The 23,996-nt window shown below is 70.5% G+C and carries 25 protein-coding genes, 4 tRNA genes and 1 riboswitch; of the genes, 14 read left to right on the top strand and 15 right to left on the bottom strand.

Going from position 1 to position 23,996, the window contains the following annotated elements:
• Positions 1 to 66: 66 nt before the first annotated feature.
• A complete protein-coding gene (gene tpx, locus JOE55_RS01740; RefSeq protein ID WP_204781835.1) occupies positions 67 to 561 on the bottom strand; it encodes a thiol peroxidase in 495 nt (164 codons plus the stop codon).
• Between the two features lie 156 nt (positions 562 to 717).
• On the opposite strand from tpx, the gene JOE55_RS01745 reads away from it, so the two are divergent.
• Complete coding sequence (locus tag JOE55_RS01745; RefSeq protein ID WP_082803494.1) at positions 718 to 1,125, top strand: DUF3054 domain-containing protein; 408 nt, start codon at positions 718 to 720, stop codon at positions 1,123 to 1,125.
• A gap of 102 nt (positions 1,126 to 1,227) precedes the next feature.
• Positions 1,228 to 1,506: an Lrp/AsnC family transcriptional regulator gene (locus tag JOE55_RS01750; protein ID WP_006215862.1), complete on the top strand. Its 279-nt coding sequence runs from the start codon at positions 1,228 to 1,230 to the stop codon at positions 1,504 to 1,506.
• Between the two features lie 116 nt (positions 1,507 to 1,622).
• Here the strand turns inward: JOE55_RS01750 and trpD are convergent, their stop codons facing one another.
• Positions 1,623 to 2,690 (bottom strand): anthranilate phosphoribosyltransferase, encoded by a 1,068-nt coding sequence (gene trpD / locus JOE55_RS01755; protein ID WP_024290356.1) that lies wholly within the window; start codon positions 2,688 to 2,690, stop codon positions 1,623 to 1,625.
• 154 nt (positions 2,691 to 2,844) lie between these two features.
• Here trpD and ctaE point away from each other — a divergent pair, with 154 nt between their 5' ends.
• From ctaE to JOE55_RS01780, 5 genes are all read left to right on the top strand, one after another.
• On the top strand, positions 2,845 to 3,480 hold the full coding sequence (ctaE, locus tag JOE55_RS01760; protein WP_024290355.1) for an aa3-type cytochrome oxidase subunit III: 636 nt from the start codon (positions 2,845 to 2,847) through the stop codon (positions 3,478 to 3,480).
• Between the two features lie 67 nt (positions 3,481 to 3,547).
• Positions 3,548 to 4,336, top strand: a complete 789-nt coding sequence (gene qcrC / locus JOE55_RS01765) for a cytochrome bc1 complex diheme cytochrome c subunit (RefSeq protein WP_006215859.1) — start codon at positions 3,548 to 3,550, stop codon at positions 4,334 to 4,336.
• A 78-nt stretch (positions 4,337 to 4,414) separates the two neighbouring features.
• Complete coding sequence (gene qcrA / locus JOE55_RS01770; RefSeq protein WP_024290354.1) at positions 4,415 to 5,515, top strand: cytochrome bc1 complex Rieske iron-sulfur subunit; 1,101 nt, start codon at positions 4,415 to 4,417, stop codon at positions 5,513 to 5,515.
• Positions 5,515 to 7,212: a cytochrome bc1 complex cytochrome b subunit gene (gene qcrB / locus JOE55_RS01775; protein ID WP_204781836.1), complete on the top strand. Its 1,698-nt coding sequence runs from the start codon at positions 5,515 to 5,517 to the stop codon at positions 7,210 to 7,212. Before qcrA ends, qcrB begins: the two co-directional genes overlap by 1 nt.
• 299 nt (positions 7,213 to 7,511) lie before the next feature.
• On the top strand, positions 7,512 to 8,048 hold the full coding sequence (locus JOE55_RS01780; protein WP_204781837.1) for a GNAT family N-acetyltransferase: 537 nt from the start codon (positions 7,512 to 7,514) through the stop codon (positions 8,046 to 8,048).
• A 165-nt stretch (positions 8,049 to 8,213) separates the two neighbouring features.
• Here the strand turns inward: JOE55_RS01780 and ribH are convergent, their stop codons facing one another.
• The 7 genes from ribH to JOE55_RS01815 all read right to left on the bottom strand — a co-directional run bounded on the left by ribH (position 8,214) and on the right by JOE55_RS01815 (position 15,493).
• The gene (gene ribH, locus JOE55_RS01785) at positions 8,214 to 8,693 is read right to left on the bottom strand and encodes a 6,7-dimethyl-8-ribityllumazine synthase (protein WP_204781838.1); all 480 of its coding nucleotides are present in this window, start codon (positions 8,691 to 8,693) and stop codon (positions 8,214 to 8,216) included.
• Between the two features lie 78 nt (positions 8,694 to 8,771).
• Positions 8,772 to 9,431 (bottom strand): GTP cyclohydrolase II, encoded by a 660-nt coding sequence (locus tag JOE55_RS01790; RefSeq protein WP_024290351.1) that lies wholly within the window; start codon positions 9,429 to 9,431, stop codon positions 8,772 to 8,774.
• The gene (gene ribB, locus JOE55_RS01795) at positions 9,428 to 10,921 is read right to left on the bottom strand and encodes a 3,4-dihydroxy-2-butanone-4-phosphate synthase (protein ID WP_204781839.1); all 1,494 of its coding nucleotides are present in this window, start codon (positions 10,919 to 10,921) and stop codon (positions 9,428 to 9,430) included. Before ribB ends, JOE55_RS01790 begins: the two co-directional genes overlap by 4 nt.
• A gap of 127 nt (positions 10,922 to 11,048) precedes the next feature.
• Positions 11,049 to 12,143, bottom strand: coding sequence for a bifunctional diaminohydroxyphosphoribosylaminopyrimidine deaminase/5-amino-6-(5-phosphoribosylamino)uracil reductase RibD (ribD, locus tag JOE55_RS01800; RefSeq protein ID WP_204781840.1), 1,095 nt, complete (start codon positions 12,141 to 12,143; stop codon positions 11,049 to 11,051).
• The gene (gene pnuC, locus JOE55_RS01805) at positions 12,140 to 12,883 is read right to left on the bottom strand and encodes a nicotinamide riboside transporter PnuC (RefSeq protein ID WP_204781841.1); all 744 of its coding nucleotides are present in this window, start codon (positions 12,881 to 12,883) and stop codon (positions 12,140 to 12,142) included. Before pnuC ends, ribD begins: the two co-directional genes overlap by 4 nt.
• 190 nt (positions 12,884 to 13,073) lie before the next feature.
• Positions 13,074 to 13,256: riboswitch (FMN riboswitch) on the bottom strand.
• Between the two features lie 49 nt (positions 13,257 to 13,305).
• Complete coding sequence (gene rpe, locus JOE55_RS01810; RefSeq protein ID WP_024290347.1) at positions 13,306 to 13,971, bottom strand: ribulose-phosphate 3-epimerase; 666 nt, start codon at positions 13,969 to 13,971, stop codon at positions 13,306 to 13,308.
• A 34-nt stretch (positions 13,972 to 14,005) separates the two neighbouring features.
• Positions 14,006 to 15,493, bottom strand: coding sequence for an RsmB/NOP family class I SAM-dependent RNA methyltransferase (locus JOE55_RS01815; protein ID WP_204781842.1), 1,488 nt, complete (start codon positions 15,491 to 15,493; stop codon positions 14,006 to 14,008).
• Between the two features lie 9 nt (positions 15,494 to 15,502).
• Between JOE55_RS01815 and JOE55_RS13520 the strand changes: the two genes are divergently transcribed.
• Positions 15,503 to 15,676 carry a hypothetical protein gene (locus JOE55_RS13520; protein ID WP_171004210.1) on the top strand — a complete coding sequence of 58 codons (174 nt, stop codon included), beginning with the start codon at positions 15,503 to 15,505 and terminating at the stop codon, positions 15,674 to 15,676.
• A gap of 14 nt (positions 15,677 to 15,690) precedes the next feature.
• Here the strand turns inward: JOE55_RS13520 and fmt are convergent, their stop codons facing one another.
• The 4 genes from fmt to JOE55_RS01840 all read right to left on the bottom strand — a co-directional run bounded on the left by fmt (position 15,691) and on the right by JOE55_RS01840 (position 18,325).
• The gene (gene fmt / locus JOE55_RS01825; protein ID WP_024290345.1) at positions 15,691 to 16,629 is read right to left on the bottom strand and encodes a methionyl-tRNA formyltransferase; all 939 of its coding nucleotides are present in this window, start codon (positions 16,627 to 16,629) and stop codon (positions 15,691 to 15,693) included.
• A gap of 9 nt (positions 16,630 to 16,638) precedes the next feature.
• Positions 16,639 to 17,187, bottom strand: coding sequence for a peptide deformylase (def, locus tag JOE55_RS01830; protein ID WP_204781843.1), 549 nt, complete (start codon positions 17,185 to 17,187; stop codon positions 16,639 to 16,641).
• A 76-nt stretch (positions 17,188 to 17,263) separates the two neighbouring features.
• On the bottom strand, positions 17,264 to 18,106 hold the full coding sequence (locus JOE55_RS01835) for a cytochrome (protein ID WP_204781844.1): 843 nt from the start codon (positions 18,104 to 18,106) through the stop codon (positions 17,264 to 17,266).
• Positions 18,107 to 18,253: 147 nt separating this feature from the next.
• A tRNA-Val gene (locus JOE55_RS01840) sits at positions 18,254 to 18,325 on the bottom strand.
• A gap of 446 nt (positions 18,326 to 18,771) precedes the next feature.
• Here JOE55_RS01840 and JOE55_RS01845 point away from each other — a divergent pair.
• The 4 genes from JOE55_RS01845 (at position 18,772) to JOE55_RS01860 (ending at position 19,646) form a co-directional block, all read left to right on the top strand.
• Positions 18,772 to 18,844 (top strand) — tRNA-Gly (locus JOE55_RS01845).
• Positions 18,845 to 18,910: 66 nt separating this feature from the next.
• Positions 18,911 to 18,981, top strand: a tRNA-Cys gene (locus tag JOE55_RS01850).
• Positions 18,982 to 19,016: 35 nt separating this feature from the next.
• Positions 19,017 to 19,091 (top strand) — tRNA-Val (locus JOE55_RS01855).
• A gap of 387 nt (positions 19,092 to 19,478) precedes the next feature.
• Positions 19,479 to 19,646 carry an antitoxin gene (locus JOE55_RS01860; protein WP_081749254.1) on the top strand — a complete coding sequence of 56 codons (168 nt, stop codon included), beginning with the start codon at positions 19,479 to 19,481 and terminating at the stop codon, positions 19,644 to 19,646.
• Between the two features lie 168 nt (positions 19,647 to 19,814).
• On the opposite strand, the gene zapE is transcribed toward JOE55_RS01860, so the two are convergent.
• On the bottom strand, positions 19,815 to 20,879 hold the full coding sequence (zapE, locus tag JOE55_RS01865; protein WP_137802858.1) for a cell division protein ZapE: 1,065 nt from the start codon (positions 20,877 to 20,879) through the stop codon (positions 19,815 to 19,817).
• Between the two features lie 194 nt (positions 20,880 to 21,073).
• Here zapE and JOE55_RS01870 point away from each other — a divergent pair, with 194 nt between their 5' ends.
• Together JOE55_RS01870 and JOE55_RS01875 are read left to right on the top strand one after the other, a co-directional pair.
• Positions 21,074 to 21,985 carry a sulfurtransferase gene (locus JOE55_RS01870; RefSeq protein ID WP_006214905.1) on the top strand — a complete coding sequence of 304 codons (912 nt, stop codon included), beginning with the start codon at positions 21,074 to 21,076 and terminating at the stop codon, positions 21,983 to 21,985.
• Complete coding sequence (locus JOE55_RS01875; protein WP_006214904.1) at positions 21,982 to 22,449, top strand: SufE family protein; 468 nt, start codon at positions 21,982 to 21,984, stop codon at positions 22,447 to 22,449. Before JOE55_RS01870 ends, JOE55_RS01875 begins: the two co-directional genes overlap by 4 nt.
• Before the next feature lie 119 nt (positions 22,450 to 22,568).
• Here the strand turns inward: JOE55_RS01875 and JOE55_RS01880 are convergent, their stop codons facing one another.
• On the bottom strand, positions 22,569 to 23,975 hold the full coding sequence (locus tag JOE55_RS01880) for an alpha/beta hydrolase family protein (RefSeq protein WP_029643770.1): 1,407 nt from the start codon (positions 23,973 to 23,975) through the stop codon (positions 22,569 to 22,571).
• Positions 23,976 to 23,996 lie beyond the last annotated feature (21 nt).

Raw genomic sequence — 23,996 nt, forward strand, 5'->3', positions numbered from 1 at the left:
GGTACGACGAGGGGCCGGCAGCCGCAGTCGCGGCTGCCGGCCCCTCGTCGTGCGGGGCGGCTGTGATCAGGACAGCAGGTTGATCACGGCGTCGTAGTCCGGCTCATCAGCGATCTCCGGAACGAGCTGGGTGTAGATGACGTTGGACTCGGCATCGAGCACCACGATGCTGCGCGCCAGCAGACCGGCCAAGGGGCCGTCGACCATGGTCACGCCGTAGTCCTCGCCGAAGCTCGAGCGGAAGGCCGAGGCCACGAAGACGTTCTCGATGCCCTCGGCTCCGCAGAAGCGGGCCTGGGCGAACGGGAGGTCCTTGGACACGCACAGGACATCGGTGCCCTCGAAGCCCACGGCGAGCTCGTTGAAGCGGCGGACCGAGGCCGCGCAGGTCCCGGTGTCGACGCTCGGGAAGATGTTGAGCACGAGCCGACGCCCGCTGAAGTCCGCGGTGCGGACCGGAGCCAGCTCGGAGCTCACGAGCTCGAAGTCCGGAGCGGACTGAGCGACCTGCGGGAGCTCTCCGACAGTGTGGACGAGTTCTGCCTTGAATGCGGTTTCCATGAGGACGACCTTAGCCGCCGAACCGGTCTCGGGTCACGGGGTCGCTCATGCCGAGGACGAGCCGATGGGGGATGATGGAAGCACCCTGATCGGGTCGTTCACAAGATCCGACGAGCGGCCACGGAGATTCAACATGAACGTGAAAGTAGAGAGAAAATGACCGGACCTGTACCTGAAGTCGAAGTCAGCCGCGAGCCGGCCAAGCGCATCCAGCCCTTCGTGATCCTCTGGGTCGTCCTCGATGCGTTCCTCGTCTGCCTCTTCGGCGCGATCGGCAAGTCCTCCCACGACGGCAGCGCCTGGCTGTTCTTCGATGCGGCATGGCCGTTCCTGGTGGGGCTCGGCGTCGGCTGGCTGGCCGTGGCCTTCCTGCGCCGCCCTGGCCGCGAGCTGGTCTCCGGGCTGATCATCTGGGCTCTGACGGTCGTGGTCGGCGCCCTGCTGCGCGTGGCCGCAGGCGACGGCGCCCCGGTGTCGTTCCTGCTCGTGACGGCCTCGGTGCTGCTGGTCTTCCTGCTGGGCTGGCGCCTGATCGCGTCCGTCGTGGTGCGCGTGCGCCGCTGAAGCGCTCCACCCACGAGCCGGCATGGGCCCGCGGATACAGTGGAGACCACGAGTCTTCCGGGCCCTTCGCGGACCCGAGCCCCACGTTCGCCAGGAGGCAGCATGTTCACCGCCATCGTCATGATCAGCACCGATCCGCAGCGGATCCCCGAGATCGCCCAGGAGGTCTCGGATCTGCGCGGCGTCTCCGAGGTCTACTCGGTCACCGGCGAGTGGGACCTCATCGCCCTGGTGCGCGTGCGTCGCCACGAGGAGCTCTCGGACGTCATCGCCGATCGGCTCTCCAAGGTCCGGGGCATCCAGGAGACGGTCACCCAGATCGCCTTCCGCACCTACAGCAGCCACGACCTCGAGGAGGCCTTCTCCCTCGGCATGGACTGATGCCGCACCAGCGCTGACGCGCTGCGCGAGCACGCGGCCCCGGGACGATCGAGTGATCGCCCCGGGGCCGCGTGCTCGTCCGGCGCTGCTGTGCCGGCTCTTGGGCAGCTCTGGGCTCAGCTCCGCGAGTGCGCGATCCAGCGATCCAGCACCCGCTGGGCGGCACCGGTGTCCAGGGACTGCGCGGCGCGCTCGATCGCCGCGGCCATGCGCTCCTGGAAGGAGCCGACCGGAGCCTCATCGAGGGCCATCAGGGCCGAGGCCGCATTCAGCAGGACCGTGTTGCGCACGTGGCCGAACTCCCCGGAGAGGATCCGGCGGGCCACTGCCGCGTTGTACTCGGCGTCCTGGCCCCGCAGGTCCTCGACCGTGCCGCGCGGCATTCCGAAGTCCTGCGGCTCGAGCACGTGCTCGGTGATTTCGCCGTCGCGGACCTCCCAGACCTCCGAGGACTCGGTGATGGTCAGCTCGTCGAGCCCGTCGCCGCCGCGGAAGACCAGAGCGCGGTGGCCGCGATCCCGGAACACTCCCGCCATCACGGGCGCCAGCGCGCGGTCGGCCACGCCGATCGCGGAGGCCTCCACGAGCGCCGGGTTGGAGATCGGGCCCAGGAAGTTGAAGGCCGTGGCCACGCCCAGCGCCTTGCGGGCGCCGGCGGCGAAGCGCATGGAGGGGTGGAAGGTCTGGGCGAAGCAGAAGGTGATCCCGACCTCCCGAGCACAGGACTCCACCATGGACACGGGCATGTCCAGCTGCACGCCGAGAGCCTCGAGGCAGTCCGCCGAGCCGGACTTGGACGACGAGGCGCGGTTGCCGTGCTTGACCACCCGGGCGCCGGCGCCGGCGGCCACGAGCGCGGACATGGTGGAGATGTTCACGGAGCGCAGGCGATCCCCGCCCGTGCCCACGATGTCCACGGCCGGGCCGGGCACATCGAGCGGGCGGGCGTGGGAGACCATCGCGTCGGCCAGCCCCTTGAGCTCGTCGACGCTCTCCCCCTTGGCCCGCAGCGCGACCAGGAACCCGGCCAGGGCGATGTCCTGGACGTCGCCGCGCATGACCGCGTCCATGGCCGACCATGCCTGCTCCGCACTGAGATCGCGGCCCTGGATCAGGGAGGTGGTGAGCTCGGGCCAGTCCAGCGGCGCCGAGGGGTGCGTGGGGATCTCGCTGTTCGAAGTCACGGTGCGACTCTATCCCCGGGCCCCAGCCGGCACAGCCCGCCCCGAGGCAGGGTCCTGCCCAGCTCATGCATTCCCGGAAGGGAACGGAATCCCATGGTTCTCACCGGGGTGTCTCAGTTGGTTCGCAGGACCGTTTGGCGACATAATGTCGATCGTGACGACTGCAACCCATGCCCCAGCGCGACCCGCCCCGGTCATCAACCGCCCGAACCTCACCGCAGTGGGGACCATCGTGTGGCTGGCCTCCGAAGTCATGTTCTTCGCCGGCCTGTTCGCGATGTACTTCACGCTGCGCGCCACGGTTCCCGAGGTCTGGGATGAGGGCGCCTCGCTGCTCAACATCCCCCTGGCCACCGTGAACACCATCGTGCTGGTGCTGTCCTCCGTGACCTGCCAGTTCGGCGTCTTCGCGGCCGAGCGCCTCCAGCCCCGACGCACCGGCGGCCTGTTCTCCGTCGCCAAGTGGGGCATGGTCGAGTGGTTCATCCTCACGTTCCTCATGGGCGCGTTCTTCGTCTCCGTGCAGGTCTTCGAGTACGCCACCCTCTGGTCGCACGGCCTCGGCATCGCGTCCTCGGCCTACGGCTCGGCGTTCTACCTCACGACCGGCTTCCACGCCATCCACGTGACCGGCGGCCTCGTGGCCTTCCTGGTGATCATCGGGCGCGCCTTCCTGGCCAAGCGCTTCGGTCACTACGAGGCCACGTCGGCGATCGTCGTCTCCTACTACTGGCACTTCGTGGACGTCGTCTGGATCGCCCTGTTCGCGATCGTCTACTTCCTGCAGTGACTCCGGTCCACCGCGCCCACCGGCGTCACCGCCAGCTCAGCACCACACCGAATCGAGGACTCCTGACGTGAAGGCTCTCTCACAGAAGCGTCGCCATCCGCTCGCCATCCTGGCGCTGCTCCTGAGCGCCCTGCTGCTCACCGGTGGTCTCTACGCAGTCGCCACCACCTCGAACCAGGCCCAGGCCGCGGACGAGTACACGGCCGAGGACGTCGAGCAGGGCGAGTCCCTCTTCCTCGCCAACTGCTCCACCTGCCACGGCCTGGACGCCCAGGGCACGGACGCCGGCCCGTCGCTGATCGGTGTGGGCGCTGCCGCCGTGGACTTCCAGGTCGGCACCGGCCGCATGCCCATGCAGATGCAGGGCCCGCAGGCCCAGAAGAAGCCGCAGCAGTTCAACGAGGAGCAGACCAGCCAGCTGGCCGCCTACGTCGCTTCGCTCGGCGCCGGTCCTGCCGTCCCCGAGGACGAGTACCTGGACGTCTCCGAGGGCGACGCCGCCAATGGCTCCAAGGTCTTCCTGGCCAACTGCGCCATGTGCCACAACGCCGCCGGCGCCGGCGGCGCACTGACCCGCGGCAAGTTCGCCCCGTCGCTCATGGGCGTCGAGGAGAACCACATCTACGAGGCCATGCAGACCGGCCCGCAGAACATGCCCGTGTTCAACGACGCGAACATCACCCCCGAGGAGAAGCGCGACGTCATCACGTACCTGAAGACGGTCGAGACCAACACCGACCCCGGCGGCTTCGGCCTCGGCTCGCTCGGCCCGGTCTCCGAGGGCCTGTTCATCTGGACCATCGGTCTGATGATCATCATCGGCTTCACCGTCTGGCTCACCACCAGGTCCGCCTGATCCATCCGCTCGCCGTGCCCCGGCGGTCCTCCGATCACCGGGCCCTGCACCACGTTTCAAGAAAGTTTGAGGGACCACATGGCCAGCCATCGTGATGAGCTCCCCGAGGGCAAGAAGGGCAACGTGCTCGATCGCAGCGCCGCGCCGCAGCGCTTCGAGAACCCGGGCATGCCCCCGCACTCGCCCCGGACCACGGACGTCGATCCGCAGGCCGCCAAGCGCGCCGAGCGCCAGGTCGTGCTCCTGTTCGTGATCTCGATCCTCGGATCGATCCTGTTCTTCGTGGGCTACTTCGGCATCCGCGTCGAGGGCGACATGTACGACGTCATGAACCCCGAGCCGACCTCCCAGTTGCGCCTGCAGAACCTGCTGCTCGGCGCCGGCATCGCCCTGGGCATGCTCGGCATCGGCGTGGGCATCGTGCACTGGGCCAAGACGCTCATGCCCGATCACGAGATGGTCGAGTCCCGCCACGAGATCCGCACCGAGGCCCAGCGCGCCGAGGCCGCCGAGATCATGGACACGATCGTCGACGAGTCCGGCATCAAGCGCCGCCCGCTGATCCGCAACAGCCTCATCGGCGCCATGGTCCTGGCTCCCCTGCCCTTCGTCGGCCTGCTCAAGGACCTCGGTCCCTGGAACCTGCAGACCATGAAGCACACCCTGTGGGACGAGGGCGTCCGCCTGGTCCGCGACCCCTCGGGCACGCCGATCAAGGCCTCGGACATCACCCTGGGCTCCACCTACCACGTGCTGCCGGAGAACATCCTCGGCCTGGGCCACGACGAGGGCTACCTCAATGAGAAGGCCAAGGCGGTCGTGCTGGTCATGCGCCTGGACCCCTCGGAGGTGAACGTCTCGGAGGAGCGCACCGACTGGAACGTGGACGGCATCTTCGCCTACTCCAAGGTCTGCACCCACGTCGGCTGCCCGGTGGCTCTCTACGAGCAGCACACGCACCACCTGCTGTGCCCCTGCCACCAGTCGACGTTCGATCTCACCAACGAGTGCGAGGTCATCTTCGGCCCGGCGTCCCACCCGCTGCCGCAGCTGCCCATCACGGTCGACTCGGAGGGCTACCTGGTGGCGCGCAGCGATTTCCACGAGCCCGTGGGCCCGGCCTACTCGCAGCGCATCATGCACCGCAACCAGCTTGAGGACGAGACGGAGAACGCCTGATGTCCGCACAGACCACAGACACGCGCCGTCCGCAGCAGGACGACTACCGGCCGGACACCGCCGTCGGCTTCATCGCGAACTACGCCGACACCCGCGTGGGCCTCTCCCCGCTGGTCAAGGAGTTCGGACGCAAGATCTTCCCGGACCACTGGTCCTTCATGTTCGGCGAGGTCGCGCTCTACTCGTTCATCATCCTGCTGGTCTCGGGAACCTTCCTGGCCCTGTGGTTCGACCCCACGATGGTCTCCCAGGAGTACACCGGCTCCTACGTCCCCATGCAGGGCGTGGAGATGTCCGGGGCCTACGCCTCGTCCCTGCACATCTCGTTCGACATCACCGGCGGACTGTTCCTGCGCCAGCTGCACCACTGGTCGGCGCTGCTGTTCGTGGTGGCGATCTGCGTGCACATGATGCGCGTGTTCTTCACCGGCGCGTTCCGCCGCCCGCGCGAGCTCAACTGGGTCGTCGGCGCGCTGCTGTTCGTCATGGCCATGGCGGCCGGCTTCACCGGCTACTCCCTGCCAGATGACGTGCTCTCCGGCAACGGCCTGCGCATCGCCGACGGCATGGCCAAGTCCATCCCTGTGGTGGGCACCTATATCTCCATGATGCTCTTCGGCGGAGAGTTCCCCGGCCACGTGGTGATCCCCCGCCTGTACATCCTCCACGTCTTCCTGATCCCGGGCGTGATCCTGGGCCTGATCGTGGTCCACCTGTTCATGGTCGTGACCCACAAGCACACCCAGTACCCGGGCCCCGGTCGCACCGAGGACAACGTGGTCGGCTTCCCGGTCGGCCCCGTCTACGCGGCCAAGGCCGGCGGCTTCTTCTTCATCGTGCTCGGCTTCCTCTCGGCCCTTGCCGGGATGGTCCAGATCAACGCGCTGTGGAACTACGGCCCGTACGATCCCTCCCCGGTGCAGGCAGGCACGCAGCCGGACTGGTACATCCTCTTCGGCGACGGCGCCCTGCGCCTGTTCCCGGGCACCTGGCCCTGGAACTGGGAGTGGAACCTGTTCGGCCTGGTGACGATCCCGCTGGCCGTGTTCATCCCGCTGATGATCATGGGCGCGCTGATCGGTGCGATCTTCGCCTACCCGTTCCTGGAGCGCTGGATCTCCGGTGATTCCCGCGAGCACCACGTGCTGGACCGCCCGCGCAACGCCCCCACCCGCACGGGCCTGGGCGCAGCTGCGGTCGTGTTCTACTCCGTGATGATGGTGGCGGCCACCGGCGACCTCATCGCCACGCACTTCCACCTCTCGCTCAACGACGTCATCTACGCCCTGCGCACGCTGTGGATCGTCGGCCCGATCATCACGTTCCTGATCGTCAAGCGGATCTGCCTGTCGCTGCAGCGCAAGGATCGCGAGATCGCCCTGCACGGCCGCGAGACCGGCCGCGTGCAGCAGCTGCCGCACGGGGAGTTCGTCGAGGTCCACGAGCCGCTGAGCCCCTACGCCCAGTACCGCCTGGTCAGCTTCGAGGCTCCCACCCCGCAGGCACCGCGCCGCAACGCCAAGGGCCGGATCTCCGGCCCCGAGAAGCTGCGCTCGCGCCTGACGCGCTTCTTCTACGAGGATCGCGTGGCGCCGGTGACCCCGGCCGAGCTCGAGGCCGCGCATCACGAGCACCAGGAGGACCTGGGCTCCCTCGATGCCGGGCACAACACCTCGGATCGCGAGATCGGCAGCTGATCGGCTGTCCCTGCTGCAGAGGCCCCCGACTCCCCCGCGGAGTCGGGGGCCTCTGTCGTCGAGGCGGGATCCACGACCGTGTTGCCACCGGACGGTGTCGGTGATCACGACAGCCGCCGGGGTGTTCGGTACCCTGAGACCCCGACCGGTAACCAACCGGGTTCCCCCGCCCGACCCCGTCCCGTCGAGTCGTCAGAGGCCGCTCCTGCCCGAGCCGCACTGCCGCACCGGCACCCCGCAGGCCCTAGGGCAGGCGGGGCCGACGGTCCGCACACCGCACTGAAGATCTGGAGACACCGATGACTGGGAAGATCGTCCTCGTGGGACGCACTGCAGACCTCGTCGCACGCTCTGGCAAGAGCCTGCTCAACACCCGCCCGGCATCCTCTGAAGACATCCCCGCGCTGGCCGAGCTCTATGCGGCCGCCTATCAGGCGTCCTCGACTCCGGATGACTCCAATGTCACCTCGCCGGAGGAGGCCCGGGAGATCCTCACCAAGCTCTTCGACGGCGAGTTCGGCCGCCTCCTGCCCGAGGCATCGCCCGTAGTCGCCGACGAGGACGACGACATCGTGGCCGCCGCCCTGGTGGTCGAGCAGCGCACGGGAGGAGGCGTCCCGGAGGATCCCTACCTCTTCGAGCTGTTCACCCACGCCTCGCACCGCCGGCAGGGGCTGGCCGAGCAGCTCGTGCGCAGCAGTGCCACCGCACTGGCGGAGGCCGGCCACGAGCGGCTGAGCCTGCGGATCCCGGAGGACAACTCCCCCGCTCTCGCGCTCTACCTGACCCTGGACTTCAGCCGCTGGCAGGAGGCCGCGGAGGAGGACGAGATCTGATCCTCGATCGGCTCCCGTCTCGCAGACCAGGGGCCCGGCCACGGCGATCGCCGTGACCGGGCCCCTGGTCTTGGCCGCACTCTGCCGCCTCTCGGCCGGTGTCCTCACCCTGTTTCGGTCGTTGACGCGGAGGCCTCCGCCGTCGAGGGTGACGGCGATTCAGGTTCAGAGGCCCAGCCCGCGCAGCGTGAGGGCGGCATCGACTGCGGCGACGGCCGCGTCGTAGCCCTTGTCCTCGCTCGAGCCCTCGAGACCCGCTCGGTCCAGCCCCTGCTGCTCGTCGTCGGTGGTCAGCACGCCGAAGCCGATCGGCACCCCCGTGGCCGTCGAGACGTCGGTCAGGCCCATGGTCGCGGCCTGGCAGACGTAGTCGAAGTGCGGTGTGCCGCCGCGGATCACGATGCCCAGCGCGATCACAGCATCGAAGGCACCGGCCAGTCGCCGGGCAGCGACCGGCAGCTCGAAGGAGCCGGCCACCCGCACGATCGCGGGGTCCTGGACGCCGGCCTCGGCCAGGGCCCTCTGGGCGCCGCCGAGCAGCCCGTCCATGATCTGCTCGTGCCAGCGCGAGGCCACCACGGCGACCTTCAGCTGCGATCCCTCCAGATCGGATGCCGCCAGGGTGGGTGCTCCGTGTCCGCTCATGATCTCGTTGTCTCCTTCGACGGCTCCGGTGCCGGGGCCGTCATGGTCCTGTGTGGTGGATTCGGTGCCGTCAGTCGTTCAGTCGTCGACGTGCAGGAGCCGGTGCTCCATGCGGTCGCGCTTGGTGGCCAGGTAGTCGTGGTTCTCGGGGCGGGCGGCGACCTCGTGGTGGACCATGTCGGTCACCTCGATGCCCAGGCCTGCCAGCTGCTCGGCCTTGAGGGGGTTGTTGCTCAGCAGGCGGATCCGCTGCAGGCCCAGCTCGTGCAGGATCGTGGCGGCAGCACCCCAGTCGCGGGCCTCGGCCGGCAGGCCCAGCAGCTCATTGGCCTCGACGGTGTCGGCTCCCCCGTCCTGCAGCTGGTACGCGCGCAGCTTGTTCACCAGGCCGATCCCCCGGCCCTCATGACGGCGCAGGTAGACGAGCGTGCCGCCCTCGGCGGCGATCCGCTCCAGGCCCAGGTGCAGCTGGGGCCCGCAGTCGCAGCGGTAGGAGCCGAAGACGTCGCCGGTCAGGCACTCGGAATGCAGCCGGACCAGCGGGGCCGTCTCCGATATGTCCTCCCTCTGCCCGGAAGCCGTCAGGCTCAGGTGCTCACCGACGGTGGTGCCGTCGGCATCGGGGATCTGCCAGGCGCGCACGAGGAAGCGGCCCTCGGCCATGGGGATCATGACCGGCTCGGAGGTCGCGAGGACCGGCCGAGGTGCGGTCTCGGCATGCCCTGCCGCCCCTGTCATGCCGTCTCCCGAGTGCGCAGGTGCTGGGCCAGGTCCTCGATGCTGATCAGCGGAAGGCCGTGGCGGCTGGCGAACTCGCGCAGATCGGGCAGGCGCTGCATGGAGCCGTCGTCGTGGACGATCTCGGCGATCACCCCGGCCCGCGGAAGGCCTGCCAGAGTGCACAGGTCGACGGCCGCTTCGGTGTGCCCTCGCCGTTCGAGGACCCCGCCTGCGGCGGCCCGCAGCGGCAGGACGTGGCCCGGGCGGGTCAGATCTGCGGCGGTGGAGGACGCAGAGGCCAGCACGCGGGCGGTCAGCGCGCGGTCCTCGGCGCTGATGCCGGTGCTGACGACCTCGCGGGCATCGCAGGTCACGGTGTAGGCGGTGCCCTTCGCGTCCTCGTTGACCGCGGTCATGGGCGGCAGGCCGAGCTCATCGGCGCGCTCACCGGTCAGCGGGACGCACAGCACGCCCGAGGACCACCGCACGGTGAAGCCCACGAGCTCGGGCTTGGCGTGCACGGCGGCGAAGATCAGATCGCCCTCGTTCTCACGGTCCTCGTCGTCGACCACCACGACGGCCCCGCCATCGCGGACCTGGCGCACCGCCTCTTCGACCGTGTCCAGCGGGATCGGGGTCTGATCCGGGGTCTGGGGTTCGAGGGCCGGATCGGACCACGGCGCCGGGGCCGAGCGGAACGACGACAGCCGTGCGGCGTACTTGGCCATGACATCCGTCTCGAGGTTCACTCGATCCCCGCGGCGCTTCTCGCCCAGGCCGGTGGCCGCCAGGGTGGCCGGGATGAGCCCGATCTCGAACCAGTGCTGATCCAGCTCTGCGGCGCGGCCGGTGCTGAGCGGCCCGGGGCTCACGGCGGTGACCGTCAGCGAGACGCCGTCCACGGCGATGGCGCCCTTCTCCGCGAGCAGCTCGGCGATCTCCACCGGAACGCCGATGCGCAGCGTCTCCCACGTGCCGTGGTCGGTGCGCTCCAGGATCGTGCCGACGGCATCCACATGACCCTGAACCACGTGCCCGTCCAGGCGTCCATCGGCCGGGGTGCAGCGCTCCAGGTTCACCGCGCTGCCCTCTCGCAGACCGCCCAGGGTGGTGCGGCGCAGGGTCTCACCCATGACATCGGCCACGAAGCGGCGCCGGGGTGCGGCGTCCGCGGTGCCGAGCGTCCCTGGGGCATCGGTCCCGGCTGCTTCCGACCCGGTGGGCGCGTCGGCGTCGACACCCGCGGCGACGGCCGTCGCCGCAGCGTCCACAGCCGACAGCGGCGTGGCGGTGAGGCACACGCCGTCCACGGCCAGCGAGCCGCCCAGGGGCAGATCCTCGAGCACTGAGCCGGCCTCCAGGTGCAGGCGCACCGAGCCGGTGCCTTGGGCGGTCTGCTCGGCGGTGACCGCTTCCTCGCTGAGGCCCTCCGGGCTGGGCGGTCGCCCGGTGCCCACGGGCTCGATCTGCACGATCCTGCCGCGCTCGGCGACGATTCCGGTGAACATCTGCCTCTTCCTTCTCTGCCCCTGCCGGGGCGCCTCTGATCCGGGGTCGCTGTTGCTCTTCCCGGCTGCTGCGGTGGTGCTGGTGCCGTCGGCTGCGGACGATCGGCGCGGAGTGCCGCTGGTGCCGTCAGCCGCCGCCGCTGTTCGAGGACGGGGGCTCCGCTGCCTCTCCGTGCGGCCCGAGCGGCTGCAGCTGCCACAGCAGGTCGGTGCCCTGCCTCGTGATCGGCCCGCCGCCCGCCGGATCCGGGGCGAAGCCCAGCGCCTGGGTGAGACTCGTGCGCCCGAGCAGCTCCACCGAGGGTCGACCGCCGCCCAGAACGAGCGGAGCCTGGTAGACGAGCAGCTCATCGACGGCATCGGCGTCCAGGAATGCGCTGATCAGCCCGGCCCCGCCCTCCAGGAGCAGGTGTCCGACACCGCGGGCGCGCAGCTCGCGCAGCGCCTCGAGAGGGTCGTGAGTGCGCAGCTGGAGGAAGCGGGCGTCCTCGCCGCGCACGGCCGCAGGGGCCGGGATCTCGCGGTGCCCGATCACCACGCGCAGCGGCTGCGAGTCGGCCGGGGTGCCGTCGTCCCGTCGGGCGCTCAGGCGCGGGTCGTCGGCCAGGGCGGTGCCGGTGCCGACCGCGATCGCGTCCGCGCGGGCTCGCAGGCCATGGCCGTGCCGCCGGGCCTCGGCCCCGGTGATCCACTGGCTGGTGCCGTCGGCGGCGGCGATGCGCCCGTCGAGCGACTGGGCGATCTTGGCCGTCACGAACGGACGATTCTCTCGACCGGCTCGATCCCACCGGCAGTTCAGCGCCCGGGACTGCTCGGCCAGCAGCCCGCTGCGTACCTGGACACCGGCGGCGCGGAGGCGCCTGGCTCCCCCGGCACCGGCCTGGGTGTCCTCGACGGCGAAGATCGCCCGCGGGATCCCGGCCTCCAGGATGGCCTGGCTGCACGGACCCGTGCGTCCGGTGTGGTCGCAGGGCTCGAGCGTCACCACGATCGTGGTGTCGAGCAGGTCGGTTCCCGCCGCGCGGGCCTGGGTCAGGACGTCGGCCTCGGCGTGCGGAGTGCCCGCACCCAGATGCCGCCCCACGTGCAGGATCCGTCCCTGCGCATCCAGCAGCGCCGCGCCCACGAGCGGATTGGCGCCGCGGGGGCCCTCCAGCGCGGCCTCGAGCGCCCGCTGCATGGCGGCGGTCTCGGCCTCGGTGAACGACGGCTCGACGGTCATCGGCGGGCCTCGTCGTCGGCGGAGCTCAGCCGCACGGTGACGTCGGGGAAGGCGGTCTCGATCTCGACCCCGGAGGATTCCGTCCCGACAGGGGCGGATCCCTCGCGACGCTGGACCCGCCACCAGATGAAGAACCCGAGAAGAGTGAAGCAGCCGTAGAACACGTACATGGACGCCGAGGCGTAGTAGCCGGCCGAGACGAGCAGGGGCACGCCCACGATGTCCACGGCCACCCACACGAGCCAGAACTCGGTCCATCCGCGAGCCATGCCCCAGGTCGCCACCACGGAGCCCACGAAGATCCAGGCGTCGGCCCACACGGGCTCATAGGATCCCAGCGCGCGGAACAGCGGCGTGAGCGCAACAGTGCCCAGCACGAGCAGGGACACGAGCAGGATCCGCTCGCGTCCGGAGGCCCAGCCCGGGGAGACGGCCACGCCGTCGCCGGTGCGGGCCCGGCGCCACTGCACCCAGCCGTAGACGGCCACGATGATGAACATGACCTGGCGGCCTGCCTGCCCCAGCAGGTTCACGGGGTTCGGCGATCCGAAGACGGCGCCCAGGAAGACGGTGAGCAGCAGCAGATTGCCGACGATGCCGATGGGCCAGGCCCAGACCTTCCGGCGCATCCCGCCGAAGGCCGAGAGCAGGCCGAAGACGTTGCCGATGACCTCGCGCCACAGCAGGAAGCCGTCGCCGATGCGCAGCTGCGCGTTGAACAGCTGCTCGAAGATCTCCACCGTGGTGCCTCCCGGGCCGATCTGGCGGGCCGGGGTCCCGGTCCGCTGCGGGGGCCGATCCTGCGGGATCGGCGCGGCACGGATGTCCGGGAGGCGGACGGGAGGACGTGAGGCCGATGACGGCTCAGCCCATGGGCGCACGGCACGCCGAAGTCGGCGTGCGCGGGCCGCGAGGGCTCAGACGCGATCGACCGTGCTCCTCCCTTCCAGACTGTTCTGTCGGCACTGGAATCTCACCAGTCAGGCCGGGGCCGTGTCGTCGTCGAGGGCCCGGGCCCCGTTGAGGGCGCCGTGCGTTCTCGGCGACGACGACGGTTACCGGTTAGCGGGCTGTCACCGCCGGCTCGGAATTCCACCGATCTCGGAGCACGTCGTGTCGTGGGCCCGATTATGGCACGCGGCGGCCCGGGTCCGCGGACGCGTCAGCCCTGGGCGGAGCGGGAGGCCTGGCGCAGAGCAGCGATCGCGGCCTGCGGGTCGTCCTTGCCGTACACGGCGGAGCCGGCCACGAAGACATCCGCGCCGGCCTCGGCGGCGCGCTCAATGGTCTCCATCGAGACGCCGCCGTCGACCTGCAGGGCGACCTCGCCGCCGCCGGCGCGGATGGCCTCGGCGGCGCGACGGATCTTGGGCAGGGTCACGTCCAGGAAGCTCTGGCCGCCGAAGCCCGGCTCCACCGTCATCACCAGGAGCATGTCGATCTCGGTGAGCATGTCCAGGTAGGGCTCCACCGGTGTGGCGGGGCGCAGGGCCAGCCCGGCCTTGGAGCCGGCGCCGCGCAGCTCACGGGCCAGGCGGATGGGGGCGCGGGCGGCCTCGGCGTGGAAGGTCACCGACGCGCAGCCGGCCTCGGCGTAGCCAGGGGCCCAGCGATCGGCGTCCTCGATCATCAGGTGGATGTCCAGTGGCACCGGGGACACCTCCTGCAGCCGCTCGACCACCGGCAGGCCCAGGGTCAGGTTCGGCACGAAGCGGTTGTCCATGACGTCGATGTGCGCGGCGTCCGCGGTGGAGATCCGCTGCAGCTCAGCCTCCAGGTTGGCGAAATCCGCGGAGAGCACGGACGGGTGGATGCAGCAGCGGGACATGTCTCCTCCTGGAGCCTCGGGTGTGTCCTCGACCTTAGGAGGTCTTGGTGAACAGGGCCATGAACATGGCATCGGTTCCGTGCACGTGCGGCCACAGCTGCACGGTCCGCGCGCCGTCCGCCACGGACTCCCCCGCCGGATGCGGGTTCGACGGATCGGCTTCGCCCTCGAGGGCACCGGGAAGAGCCGCAGCGCGCGCCGGCTCGGCGGCGTCGATCAGACGCAGATCGGGACGGGCGCGCAGCAGGTCGTCGACGGCCACGACCGTCTCGGCCGCATGCGGAGAGCAGGTCGCGTAGAGCAGCAGCCCGCCGGGGCGCAGGGCCTCGGCTGCGGCCGGCAGCAGCTGAGCCTGCAGCTGGGTCAGATCGGCCAGGTCCGAGGGACGACGGCGCCAGCGCGCTTCCGGACGGCGACGCAGCGCGCCCAGACCGGTGCAGGGGGCGTCGACGAGGACGCGGTCGAAGCCCTCGGCGGCCACGTAGTGATCGGGCTGCTCCAGCACCGAGGCGATGTCGCGGCCGTCGCCCCAGCGGATCTGCCAGGCCTCCTCGGGCAGCACGGCCAGGGCATCGTCGACCAGACGGGCGCGGTGCTCGGAGACCTCGTTGGCCAGCAGGGTGGCCCCGTTCTGCTGGGCCAGTGCGGCCAGCAGAGCGGCCTTGCCGCCGGGGCCGGCGCACAGGTCGAGCCAGTGCTCCCCCTCCTCCACGGGCCGTGCCGCGACGAGGGTGCGGGCCACGAGCTGGGAGCCCGAGTCCTGGACGCGGATCCCGCCGGTGCGCACTCCGGCGCGCCGGTGGAGATCGCCGCCGCCGCTGATCGCGGAGTCCGGGGTCAGCGGACCGGGCTCGGCGCCGTCGTCGAGCTCCTCCTGGATATGTCCCAGTCCCGGAAGCGCCACGAGCTGGACGGAGGGCGGCTCGTTATCCGCCTCGAGCAGAGCCTCGATCTCCTCCGGGCTGCGCCCGTGGGCGCTCAGCGCCTGGCTCATGGCGCGCACGATCCACTCGGGATGCGCGTGGGCGGTGGCCAGGCGCTGCCAGGCAGTCGAGCCCTCGTTCAGCTCGGCGATCCACTGCTCCAGCGGGGCGGCCGCGACCTTCCGCAGCACCGCGTTGACCAGGCCCGACGGACCCGCGCCGATCTCGGCGCGGGTCAGCCCGACCGTCTGATCGATCGCCGCGTGATCCGGCACGCGCATGGCCAGCAGCTGGTGCACGCCCAGGCGCAGGACGTCGACCACCGGGGCGTCGAGCTGCTCGAGGGGCCGGTCCACGCAGCGCTGCAGGATCGCATCCCACGTGCCCTGATGCCGCAGTGCCCCGTAGGCGAGCTCGGTCGCGAAGCCGGCGTCGCGACGGTCCAGGCGCTGCTCCCGGATCTGCTGCGGAAGCACCAGGTTGCCGTAGGCGTCGTTCTCGGAGACCTCGCGCAGGGTCCGGTAGGCCGCCAGGCGCGCCGGGTCGGCCTGACGGGAGCGCTGCGACGGAGCAGAGGCCGAGTACGAGCGCTGATCCATCGAGCGGCGATGGCGCTGGCGTCCGGCCTGGTCGCGGCGGTCCTCGCCGCGCTGCCGACCGCCCGAGCCGCCGCCTGCACGACCTCCGGCACCGCGGCCGGCACCGGGCCCGCCGCCACGGCGCCCGCCCTGGCCGGCTCCGCCGCGCGACGCTCCTCCGCGGCCCGAGCCGCGCTGTCCTGACTCATCCGCCGGGCTCATGCGAACACCGTCCTCGTGGTCTCGTCGTCGGCGCGGCCGAGTCGGCCGCGGGCCCAGTCGCCGGCATCCATGGCCTGCTTGCCCGCCGGCTGCACGCGCAGCAGCTCGAGAGCGTGGGTTCCGGTGCCGGTCAGGACGCGGCCGTCGCGCAGCTGCACCTGTCCCGGGGCCAGATCGGTGTGCTCGGGGGCCTCGCGCACACCGGCCACGATCTTGAAGCGCTGGCCGTCGAGCTCGGTCCACGGTCCCGGCTCGGGGGTGGTGCCGCGCACCAGGCGCGCGATCTCTGCTGCCGGACGCTGCCAGTCGATGCGGCTGTCCGCGGTGGACAGCTTGGGCGCCATGGTTGCCTCCCCCTGCTGCGGGACGGGCTGCTCGCCGCGCTCCAGGCGCTGCAGGGCCTCCAGCAGCAGCGGCGCGGTCTCGTGCGACATTCGCTCGAGCAGCGAGCCGGCCACGTCGTCGTCGTGCAGCTGCGTGCGCGCGGTGCCCAGCAGCGGTCCTGTGTCCATGCCCTCGTCGAGCAGGAAGGCGGAGGCGCCGAGCTCGGCGTCGCCGTGGATGAGCGAGTGCTGCACTGGTGCGGCTCCGCGCCAGCGCGGCAGCAGGGAGAAGTGGAGGTTGACCCAGCCCAGCGGCAGGGCCTCCAGCGCCGGGCGCTTGAGCAGCGCGCCGTAGGCCACGATGGCCCCGGCCTGCGCGCCGGTGGAACGCAGCTGCTCGACGACCTCGTCGTCGACCCGATTGGCCTTCAGCACGGGCAGACCGAGCCGCTCGGCGGCTGCGGCCACCGGCGACGGGGTCAGCACCTTCTTGCGTCCCACGGGGGCGTCGGTACGGGTGAGCACCGCTGCGATCTCGATCCCCTCGGCAGCAGCCAGGTGCTCGAGCGGCGCCACTGCGGGTTCGGGCGTTCCTGCGTAGATGATTCTCACGGTGCCTCCTCAGCCTCCGAAGCTCGAGCCCAGGGTGCCGGCGCGCTCCTGGCGGACCTCGGCGACGGTGCGGGCGTAGTCCTCGGCGCGGATCCGCCGCCATGCCTCGCGGCGGGCCTCGCCCTCCAGGCGGTTGACGTACAGGGTGCCCTGCAGGTGATCGTGCTCGTGCTGGAAGCAGCGCGCCAGCAGGCCCATGGCCTCGGCCTCGTGCTCCTGGCCGTGCTCGTCGAGCCCGCTCACGCGCGCCCACTGCCGGCGCGGGGTGTCGAAGCCCAGCCCCGGCACGGACAGGCAGCCCTCGCCGCCCTCCTGCATCTCATCCCCCAGCTCGATCCTCGGGTTGATGAAGACCCCGGAGTCCTCGCCGATCTCGTAGACGAAGATCTGCAGGCCCACGCCGATCTGCGGGGCGGCCAGCCCCACTCCCTCCACATCGCGCATGGTCTCGAACATGTCGGCCACCAGGGTGCGCAGATCATCGTCGAAGCGCCTGACCGGGTCGGCGGCGGAGCGCAGGATCGGATCCCCGATCGTGCGGATCGGACGGACGGACATCGGAGGCTCCTCCAAATGGGACGAGAGGGTGGGGTGCTTGCTGGGCGGCCGCGGCCCGCGGACGACGTACGCCGGCTCAGGCCGGCGGCGGCGGGACGGGGCGCAGCTGCGACGGGCCCCGATCCAGCTTGGTCTGATGGGCCCACAGCCTGCGCAGCGAGCAGAACTTGTGCCAGTGCGCCTCGAGGACCTCGGGTGCGGCCTGCTGGGCGGAGACCTCGGTCTCCCCCACGGCCACGCCGAGCAGCAGGTCGGCCGCACCGAACTTCCAGGGCTCCCAGGTGCCGGCCTGAGCGTCGAGCAGCTGCTCCTCGGCCTTCAGACCCGCCACGAGCTGGGTCACGACCTTGGCATCCATGGGCTTGACCCGACCGGAGCGGTCGGTGCCCTTGGTCTTGTAGTCGATCAGGCAGACCTTGCCGCCGATGCGCGCGACCAGATCCAGCGTCCCGGCGTAGCCGACCGTGGCGTTCCAGACCGTGATCTCGGCGGCCAGCGGCTCCGGGCGGTAGAGCTGCCACCACTCGTCGAAGCGATCCGCGTAGGCGCGCTCGCCGTGCGAGGCCAGGACCTCCCGCGCCTCCTCGACCCGGGACTCCAGACCCATGGCGCGCAGAGCGGTCTGCTCGGCGTAGTCGTGGACCCGGTCTCCGCGCAGGGCCGCTTCGTCGCGGTGGCGTTCGGCGGCTCCGGCGGCGTCGCGGGCGATCTGGCGCAGCTTGGGCGCGGAGCCGATGGACTGCGGGAGACGATCGTCGGTGATCACAGCCTGTGCGGCCGACCAGCCGTGCCAGCCGCCCAGGTCCAGGGCCGCGCAGCTGAGCACAGTGGTGATCGAGGGGACCTCGGGCTGCCCGGACTCCGAGCGGGCGTACATCCGCCCGTTCTCGGTCTGGCGCGCCAGTCGCGGCTGGGTCATGCGGAGGCTCCCTCCTGGGCGTCCTCATGGGTGGCCTATCCCCCCGCGGATCCGGGAGCACGGCGACCTCGAGGAGGCAGGACGACGGTCTTCATGCAGAAGGCCCCGGCCGGTGGAACCGGACGGGGCCTTCTGGTCGATCTTCCGTGCGCGATACTGGGATCGAACCAGTGACCTCTTCGGTGTGAACGAAGCGCGCTACCGCTGCGCTAATCGCGCCTTTCGACCTGGAAACCATAGCGCACCCTGACGCGGCTCGCCAATTCGGCCTCGCCGGCACCTGGCCGCGCCCCTGCTGGCGCCCTTCTCCCGACGGTCTTCCCACAGCGCTTCTTCGCTTCATCTCTCTTCTCCTTCTTCGCACGCTCGCGCGAGCAGGAGCGATCCGGGGCCCGGGCCTCAGGCATGCAGACACCCAAGCCTCCAGTGACGTGCGAGCTGTCTTGCACCCCCGTCGGACCAGGGCACTGGAGCCGATTTGCATGGCGCCATCCAGGTGGCCTAATGTCTACGCCTGTCGGAACGGCGAGCAGCCCGAAGGACGCGGAGCGAGAGCCCGGCGCATCGGACTGGACGCACTGTCCGCAGCCGAGGCGCCGAGCATGAGCACGGAAGAGGCTGTGATACAGTTTCCGATCGAACGTCAGCCGAAAGGCCGATGATTCGCGGTTGTAGCTCAGCTGGTAGAGCATCACCTTGCCATGGTGAGGGTCGCGGGTTCGACTCCCGTCAACCGCTCGGAGAGCATCATCTTCGGATGGATGCGATCAATGAGAAGGCCAGGTCCGCAAGGACACAGGTCCCGGTGGGGTGGCCGAGTGGTTAGGCAGCGGCCTGCAAAGCCGTCTACGCGGGTTCGAATCCCGTCTCCACCTCGGTTCCCACCAAGCTCGCTCCCACGGGAGCATGAGCGCGATTGGCGCAGCGGTAGCGCGCTTCCCTGACACGGAAGAGGTCACTGGTTCGATCCCAGTATCGCGCACCACCTCAGAAGGCCCCGACTGAAGCTTCAGTCGGGGCCTTCGTCGTCCCCTCAGGCACTCCGCCACACCACGCTCTCCGAACTCGTCGGCGCCCTCCCTCAGCCGCTCCGCGTCTCCACCTCACCCGCCCCCGCGCCGAGTGGATGCTCAGTTGCACTATCGGGGCCCTCAGCGCAAGTGGGGATCCACTCGGCCTCGGGGCGGGGTGTGAGGAAGGCGCGGCAGTGAAGTGCGGCGGGGAGAGGCGGTGGGTAGAGGCCGCAGGGAGGGGCTGCGGAGAGGCTCGCGGCGGCCTGCGACTCGCCGTGCACGCGTGAATGGTGACGAAACGGCCCTCGGCAGTGGAGAGTATGCGATGTCAGATGACATCGATGCGAGAGGAGACCATTATGGTGGATCTCGGAGGAATGGCAGACAAGGCCAAGCAGGCTGCTTCGGATAACCCCGAGGCCGTCGACAAGGCAGCTGACACGGCCAACGACAAGACCGGCGGCCAGCACGAGGACCACATCAACTCCGCCAAGGACAAGCTCACTGGCGGAAACGACGACAACTGATCCACGGATCAGCGGTCGACCGGCCCGCAAGGGTCGGTCCTCATGCGCCTGAGGGGCGGCACCATCACGGTGCCGCCCCTCAGTGCATCTGCAGATGCTCGCATCCCGGCCGGGGTCCTCCGGCCGGCATCGGACGACCGGACGACGACGGTCGAGCCCTCAGCCGCGTCAGACCGAGGGCTGCTCCGGCATCTGTCCCTCGCGGGCCAGGGCCGTCAGTCGCGAGACGGCGCGCGAGTACTTCTTCTGGTAGCCGCCGGCCATCATCTCCGGGGTGAAGATCTGATCGAAGGCCACGCCGGAGCTGATGATCGGCAGGTCGCGGTCGTAGAGGCGGTCGGCCAGCACGACCAGACGCAGAGCCAGGGCCTGCTCGTCGACCGTGCGCACGCCGCGCCACACGATGCCGTCGAGGCCCTGGACCATGGCCCGGTAGCGCGACGGGTGCACGCGGATCAGGTGCTCCAGGATGTCCTCGAAGTCGTCGACCGCGATGGTCGCGTCGTCCGGGAAGCGCTGCGCGGCGGCCGCCTCGAGCTGGTCGTCCGCCAGCGGCGCGGGTGCCTCGGGCAGGCCGCGGTGGCGGAAGTCCTCGCCGTCGATGCGCAGGACGTCGAACTGATCGGAGAGCACCTGGATCTCGCGCTGGAAGTCCTGCGCGGCGAAGCGGCCCTCCCCCAGCGAACCGGGCAGCGTGTTGGAGGTCGCGGCCAGGCGCACCCCAGCATCCGAGAGCTCCCGCATCAGCCGGGACATCAGGACGGTGTCGCCGGGATCGTCGAGCTCGAACTCGTCGATGCACACCAGCGCATAACCGCTCAGCGCCTCGACCGTCTTGCGGAAGGTCAGAGCGCCGACAAGGTTGGTGTACTCCACGAAGGTGCCGAAGGACTTCGGCCCCGGCGAGTCGTGCCACAGCGAGGCCAGCAGGTGCGTCTTGCCCACGCCGAAGCCGCCGTCGAGGTAGATGCCCTGGGCCGCCGTCTGCTTCTGCCCGCCGCCGAACATGCGCGAGAGGAAGCCGCCGCTCTTCTTCTGGGAGGGCGCCTGGATCGAGGCGGCGAAGCGCTTGAGCACCTCGACGGCCTCCGCCTGCGAGGGCTGTGAGGGGTCCGGGCGGTAGGTGTCGAAGGAGACCTCGCCGAAGCGCTCCGAGGGGCGGAAGCCCTCGAGCAGCTGCTCCGCGGAGACGGACGGTGCGCGCTCGGACAGGCGCTCGATCTTGGGACTCACAAAGGACCTCTTCAGGTGCTACCGGTGGGACGCGACCGAGCCTACCGGCAGGCGAGCCGCTGCGGTTCGCCCGTCGCGCACATGGCCCGCGGGCCGGCTCGACCGCGCAGGCCCGTGGGTACAGTGGAACCAGATCCCTCAAGGTCGGCCCCAGTGATCGGGGCCGCCCCCTACGACCCTTCTGGAGGACGCACATGGCTGTCGATCCCGACACCACGGACCCCAAGTTCGCCGAATACGCCCACCCCGAGCGCCTGGTCTCCACCGAGTGGGTGGCCCAGCACCTCGAAGATCCGCAGGTCGTCATCGTGGAGTCGGACGAGGACGTGCTGCTCTACGAGACCGGCCACATCCCGGACGCCGTGAAGGTCGACTGGCACACCGAGCTCAACCAGCAGGCCGTGCGCGACTACCTGGGCGGGCAGCAGTTCGCTGAGCTGATGAGCGCCAAGGGCATCTCGCGCGAGCAGACGATCGTGGTATACGGCGACAAGTCCAACTGGTGGGCCGCCTACGCCCTGTGGGTCTTCACCCTCTTCGGCCACCAGGACGTGCGCCTGATGGACGGCGGCCGCGACAAGTGGATCGCCGAGGGCCGCGAGCTGTCCACCGAGACCCCGTCGCGCGAGCGCACCGACTACCCCGTCGTCGAGCGCGACGACTCCCGCATCCGCGCCTTCCGTCAGGACGTCCTGGACGAGATCGGGCGCACTCCCCTGGTGGATGTCCGCTCGGCCCCGGAATACACGGGCGAGCGCACGCACATGGCCGACTACCCGCAGGAGGGCGTGCTGCGCGGCGGCCACATCCCCACCGCAGCCTCCGTCCCGTGGGCGCGCGCCGCCGCTGAGGACTCGACCTTCAAGACCCGCCCGGAGCTCGAGGCGATCTACCGCGACGAGATCGGGCTGGATCCGCAGGAGCCGGTCATCGCCTACTGCCGCATCGGCGAGCGCTCCTCCCACACGTGGTTCGTGCTCGAGCACCTGCTGGGCTACCCGCAGGTGCGCAACTACGACGGCTCCTGGACCGAGTGGGGCAACTCCGTCGGTCTGCCCGTCGTGATGGGCGAGGAGCGCGGCGAGGCTCCGGAGGCCCGTCGATGAGCGGGGCGGACGCGAACATCCCGGAGTCCGTGCAGGAGCTGATCGAGGACTTCCACGCCGTTCCGGACGCGGATCGCCTCCAGCTGCTGCTCGAGTTCTCCCGCTCCCTGCCGGATCTGCCGGAGCGCTACGGGGAGCATCCCGAGCAGCTCGAGCAGGTCGTGGAGTGCCAGTCGCCGCTGTTCCTGACGGTCGAATGGGATGACCAGGCGGAGACCGGCGACGACGAGACTCCCGTGCGCCTGTTCTTCTCCGCGCCTCAGGAGGCGCCGACGACCCGCGGCTTCGCCTCGATCCTGCACGAGGGGCTCGACGGCCTGCCGGCGGCGCAGATCCGGGATCTGCCCGGCGATCTCACGGAGCGCTTCGGGCTGACGCAGCTGGTCTCGCCGCTGCGCATGCGGGGCATGTCCGCCATGCTGGATCGCATCCGTCGTCAGATCGCGTACCTGCCGCGCGGCTGAGTTCCCGCGAGCTGCATGAGCAGCTGGACCCGCCCGTCGTGGCCCGAGCAGCTGACGCCCCCGTCCCCGCTTCCGGGCCGACGGGGGCGTCGTCGTGTGCGCTGCCAGCGTGGGCCGGCTCAGCCGTGCAGGTCGGGCAGAACCCGCTGCGCCCACGAGAGCACGGAGGACTCCCACCGCTGCGGGTCCACGTTCCACTCCTTGGTGTGACGGGCGCGGTCGAACCCCACCATCTCGACCCGGTCGTTGAGCTCGGCCAGGCGCTTGGAAGCAGTGTCGGGGACGAACTCATCGTCCGCCGAGTGCAGGATCAGCGTGGGCGTCTGCAGCTGATCGGCCCGGGTGATCCAGTCCAGGGACCCCAGATCGAGCGGCGCCGCCAGACCCGTGAGCCACAGCCCGCGCGGCGAGGTGATCAGGGACTGCGCCATGGTGGTGATCGCTGAGGGGATGTGTCGCGAGGCCGTGTGGTGGGTGAACAGCGTGAACCAGTCCACGACCGGCCCGGTGAGGACCATCCCCGCGATATCCGCCCGGTAGATCGACAGGTCCGCGGTCTGCAGGCAGATCGCCCCGCCCATGGACCAGCCGAACAGCACGATCCTGGTGGCTCCGCGCAGCTTGGCGTAGGAGATCGCCAGCTGGACGTCCTTCCACTCCGTGAAGCCCAGGCCGTAGCGCCCGTCCGGGGAGGCAGGGGCCTCGCGGTCGTTGCGGTAGGAGATCAGCAGGGAGGTCAGCCCCATACGCTGCGCGGTGTCCAGGGCTCGGATGGCCTCCATGCGCTGTGCGCCGCGGCCGTGGACCATGATCGCCCAGGGTCCCGGCAGCTGCTGGGCGGCGGGATCCTCGGCTGCCGCGTGCGCGGCTTCGTGCTGCGCGTCGTCGCGGCGATTCTGACGGGCCGTCGTGGAGTGCTCGGCCGCCCTCTGCGGATCCCGCTCCTGCCCCGCCGGGACCACCCAGCAGGGTGCCGCGCCCATCTCCATGGGCAGCTCGACCTCGTGGAAGCGGTATCCGGCCGCGGCGGGGTCCGGGTAGACCGTCCCGGCCCACCAGCCGCGCGAAGCCGCCGAGAGGTCGCCGCTGTAGACCTCTTGGACCTCCCGCACGACCTCGCCGGCGGCCGGTGACCAGGAGAGGATCTCGCCGATGCGGGCGTGGCCCTCTCCCCCGCCGAAGCGCAGGCTGTAGACGCCGTCGACGGTGGTCTCCACCGTGGCCGCCAGGCGCACCTCTCCGGCTCCGGGCAGGGCATCGGGATGGGCCTGGCGGTCCACGGGGGTGTACTCGTGGATGCTCAGGTCCTCGGAGCGGTACCGGGGCGGCACGACGACCTGACGCGCCACGTAGGCGGCGATCGCCGAGGAGACGCCGAAGGACAGCGACGCGGCCCCCACCGTCAGCGCCGTGCCCGCCACGGCTCCGCGGGCCCACACCGACGACGACTCCCGCGGCTGCCCGCGCAGGGCGGCAAGCGGACGTGATCGGGCGGAACGAGACGACGAGCGCACGGATTCGGGCATATTCATATTCTGTCATGCGCA

This window comes from Kocuria palustris, from assembly GCF_016907795.1.
GTDB classification, from domain to species: domain Bacteria; phylum Actinomycetota; class Actinomycetes; order Actinomycetales; family Micrococcaceae; genus Kocuria; species Kocuria palustris.

What these genes read in the sequence shown, in the direction of transcription:
- tpx (WP_204781835.1), bottom strand. Translation starts at nt 561, where the DNA reads ATGGAAACCGCATTCAAGGCAGAACTCGTCCACACTGTCGGAGAGCTC.
- JOE55_RS01745 (WP_082803494.1), top strand. Translation starts at nt 718, where the DNA reads ATGACCGGACCTGTACCTGAAGTCGAAGTCAGCCGCGAGCCGGCCAAG.
- JOE55_RS01750 (WP_006215862.1), top strand. Translation starts at nt 1,228, where the DNA reads ATGTTCACCGCCATCGTCATGATCAGCACCGATCCGCAGCGGATCCCC.
- qcrA (WP_024290354.1), top strand. Translation starts at nt 4,415, where the DNA reads ATGGCCAGCCATCGTGATGAGCTCCCCGAGGGCAAGAAGGGCAACGTG.
- qcrB (WP_204781836.1), top strand. Translation starts at nt 5,515, where the DNA reads ATGTCCGCACAGACCACAGACACGCGCCGTCCGCAGCAGGACGACTAC.
- JOE55_RS01780 (WP_204781837.1), top strand. Translation starts at nt 7,512, where the DNA reads ATGACTGGGAAGATCGTCCTCGTGGGACGCACTGCAGACCTCGTCGCA.
- ribH (WP_204781838.1), bottom strand. Translation starts at nt 8,693, where the DNA reads ATGAGCGGACACGGAGCACCCACCCTGGCGGCATCCGATCTGGAGGGA.
- JOE55_RS01790 (WP_024290351.1), bottom strand. Translation starts at nt 9,431, where the DNA reads ATGACAGGGGCGGCAGGGCATGCCGAGACCGCACCTCGGCCGGTCCTC.
- ribB (WP_204781839.1), bottom strand. Translation starts at nt 10,921, where the DNA reads ATGTTCACCGGAATCGTCGCCGAGCGCGGCAGGATCGTGCAGATCGAG.
- ribD (WP_204781840.1), bottom strand. Translation starts at nt 12,143, where the DNA reads ATGACCGTCGAGCCGTCGTTCACCGAGGCCGAGACCGCCGCCATGCAG.
- rpe (WP_024290347.1), bottom strand. Translation starts at nt 13,971, where the DNA reads ATGTCCCGCTGCTGCATCCACCCGTCCGTGCTCTCCGCGGATTTCGCC.
- JOE55_RS01815 (WP_204781842.1), bottom strand. Translation starts at nt 15,493, where the DNA reads ATGGATCAGCGCTCGTACTCGGCCTCTGCTCCGTCGCAGCGCTCCCGT.
- JOE55_RS13520 (WP_171004210.1), top strand. Translation starts at nt 15,503, where the DNA reads ATGGCGCTGGCGTCCGGCCTGGTCGCGGCGGTCCTCGCCGCGCTGCCG.
- def (WP_204781843.1), bottom strand. Translation starts at nt 17,187, where the DNA reads ATGTCCGTCCGTCCGATCCGCACGATCGGGGATCCGATCCTGCGCTCC.
- JOE55_RS01835 (WP_204781844.1), bottom strand. Translation starts at nt 18,106, where the DNA reads ATGACCCAGCCGCGACTGGCGCGCCAGACCGAGAACGGGCGGATGTAC.
- JOE55_RS01860 (WP_081749254.1), top strand. Translation starts at nt 19,479, where the DNA reads ATGGTGGATCTCGGAGGAATGGCAGACAAGGCCAAGCAGGCTGCTTCG.
- JOE55_RS01870 (WP_006214905.1), top strand. Translation starts at nt 21,074, where the DNA reads ATGGCTGTCGATCCCGACACCACGGACCCCAAGTTCGCCGAATACGCC.
- JOE55_RS01875 (WP_006214904.1), top strand. Translation starts at nt 21,982, where the DNA reads ATGAGCGGGGCGGACGCGAACATCCCGGAGTCCGTGCAGGAGCTGATC.
- JOE55_RS01880 (WP_029643770.1), bottom strand. Translation starts at nt 23,975, where the DNA reads ATGCCCGAATCCGTGCGCTCGTCGTCTCGTTCCGCCCGATCACGTCCG.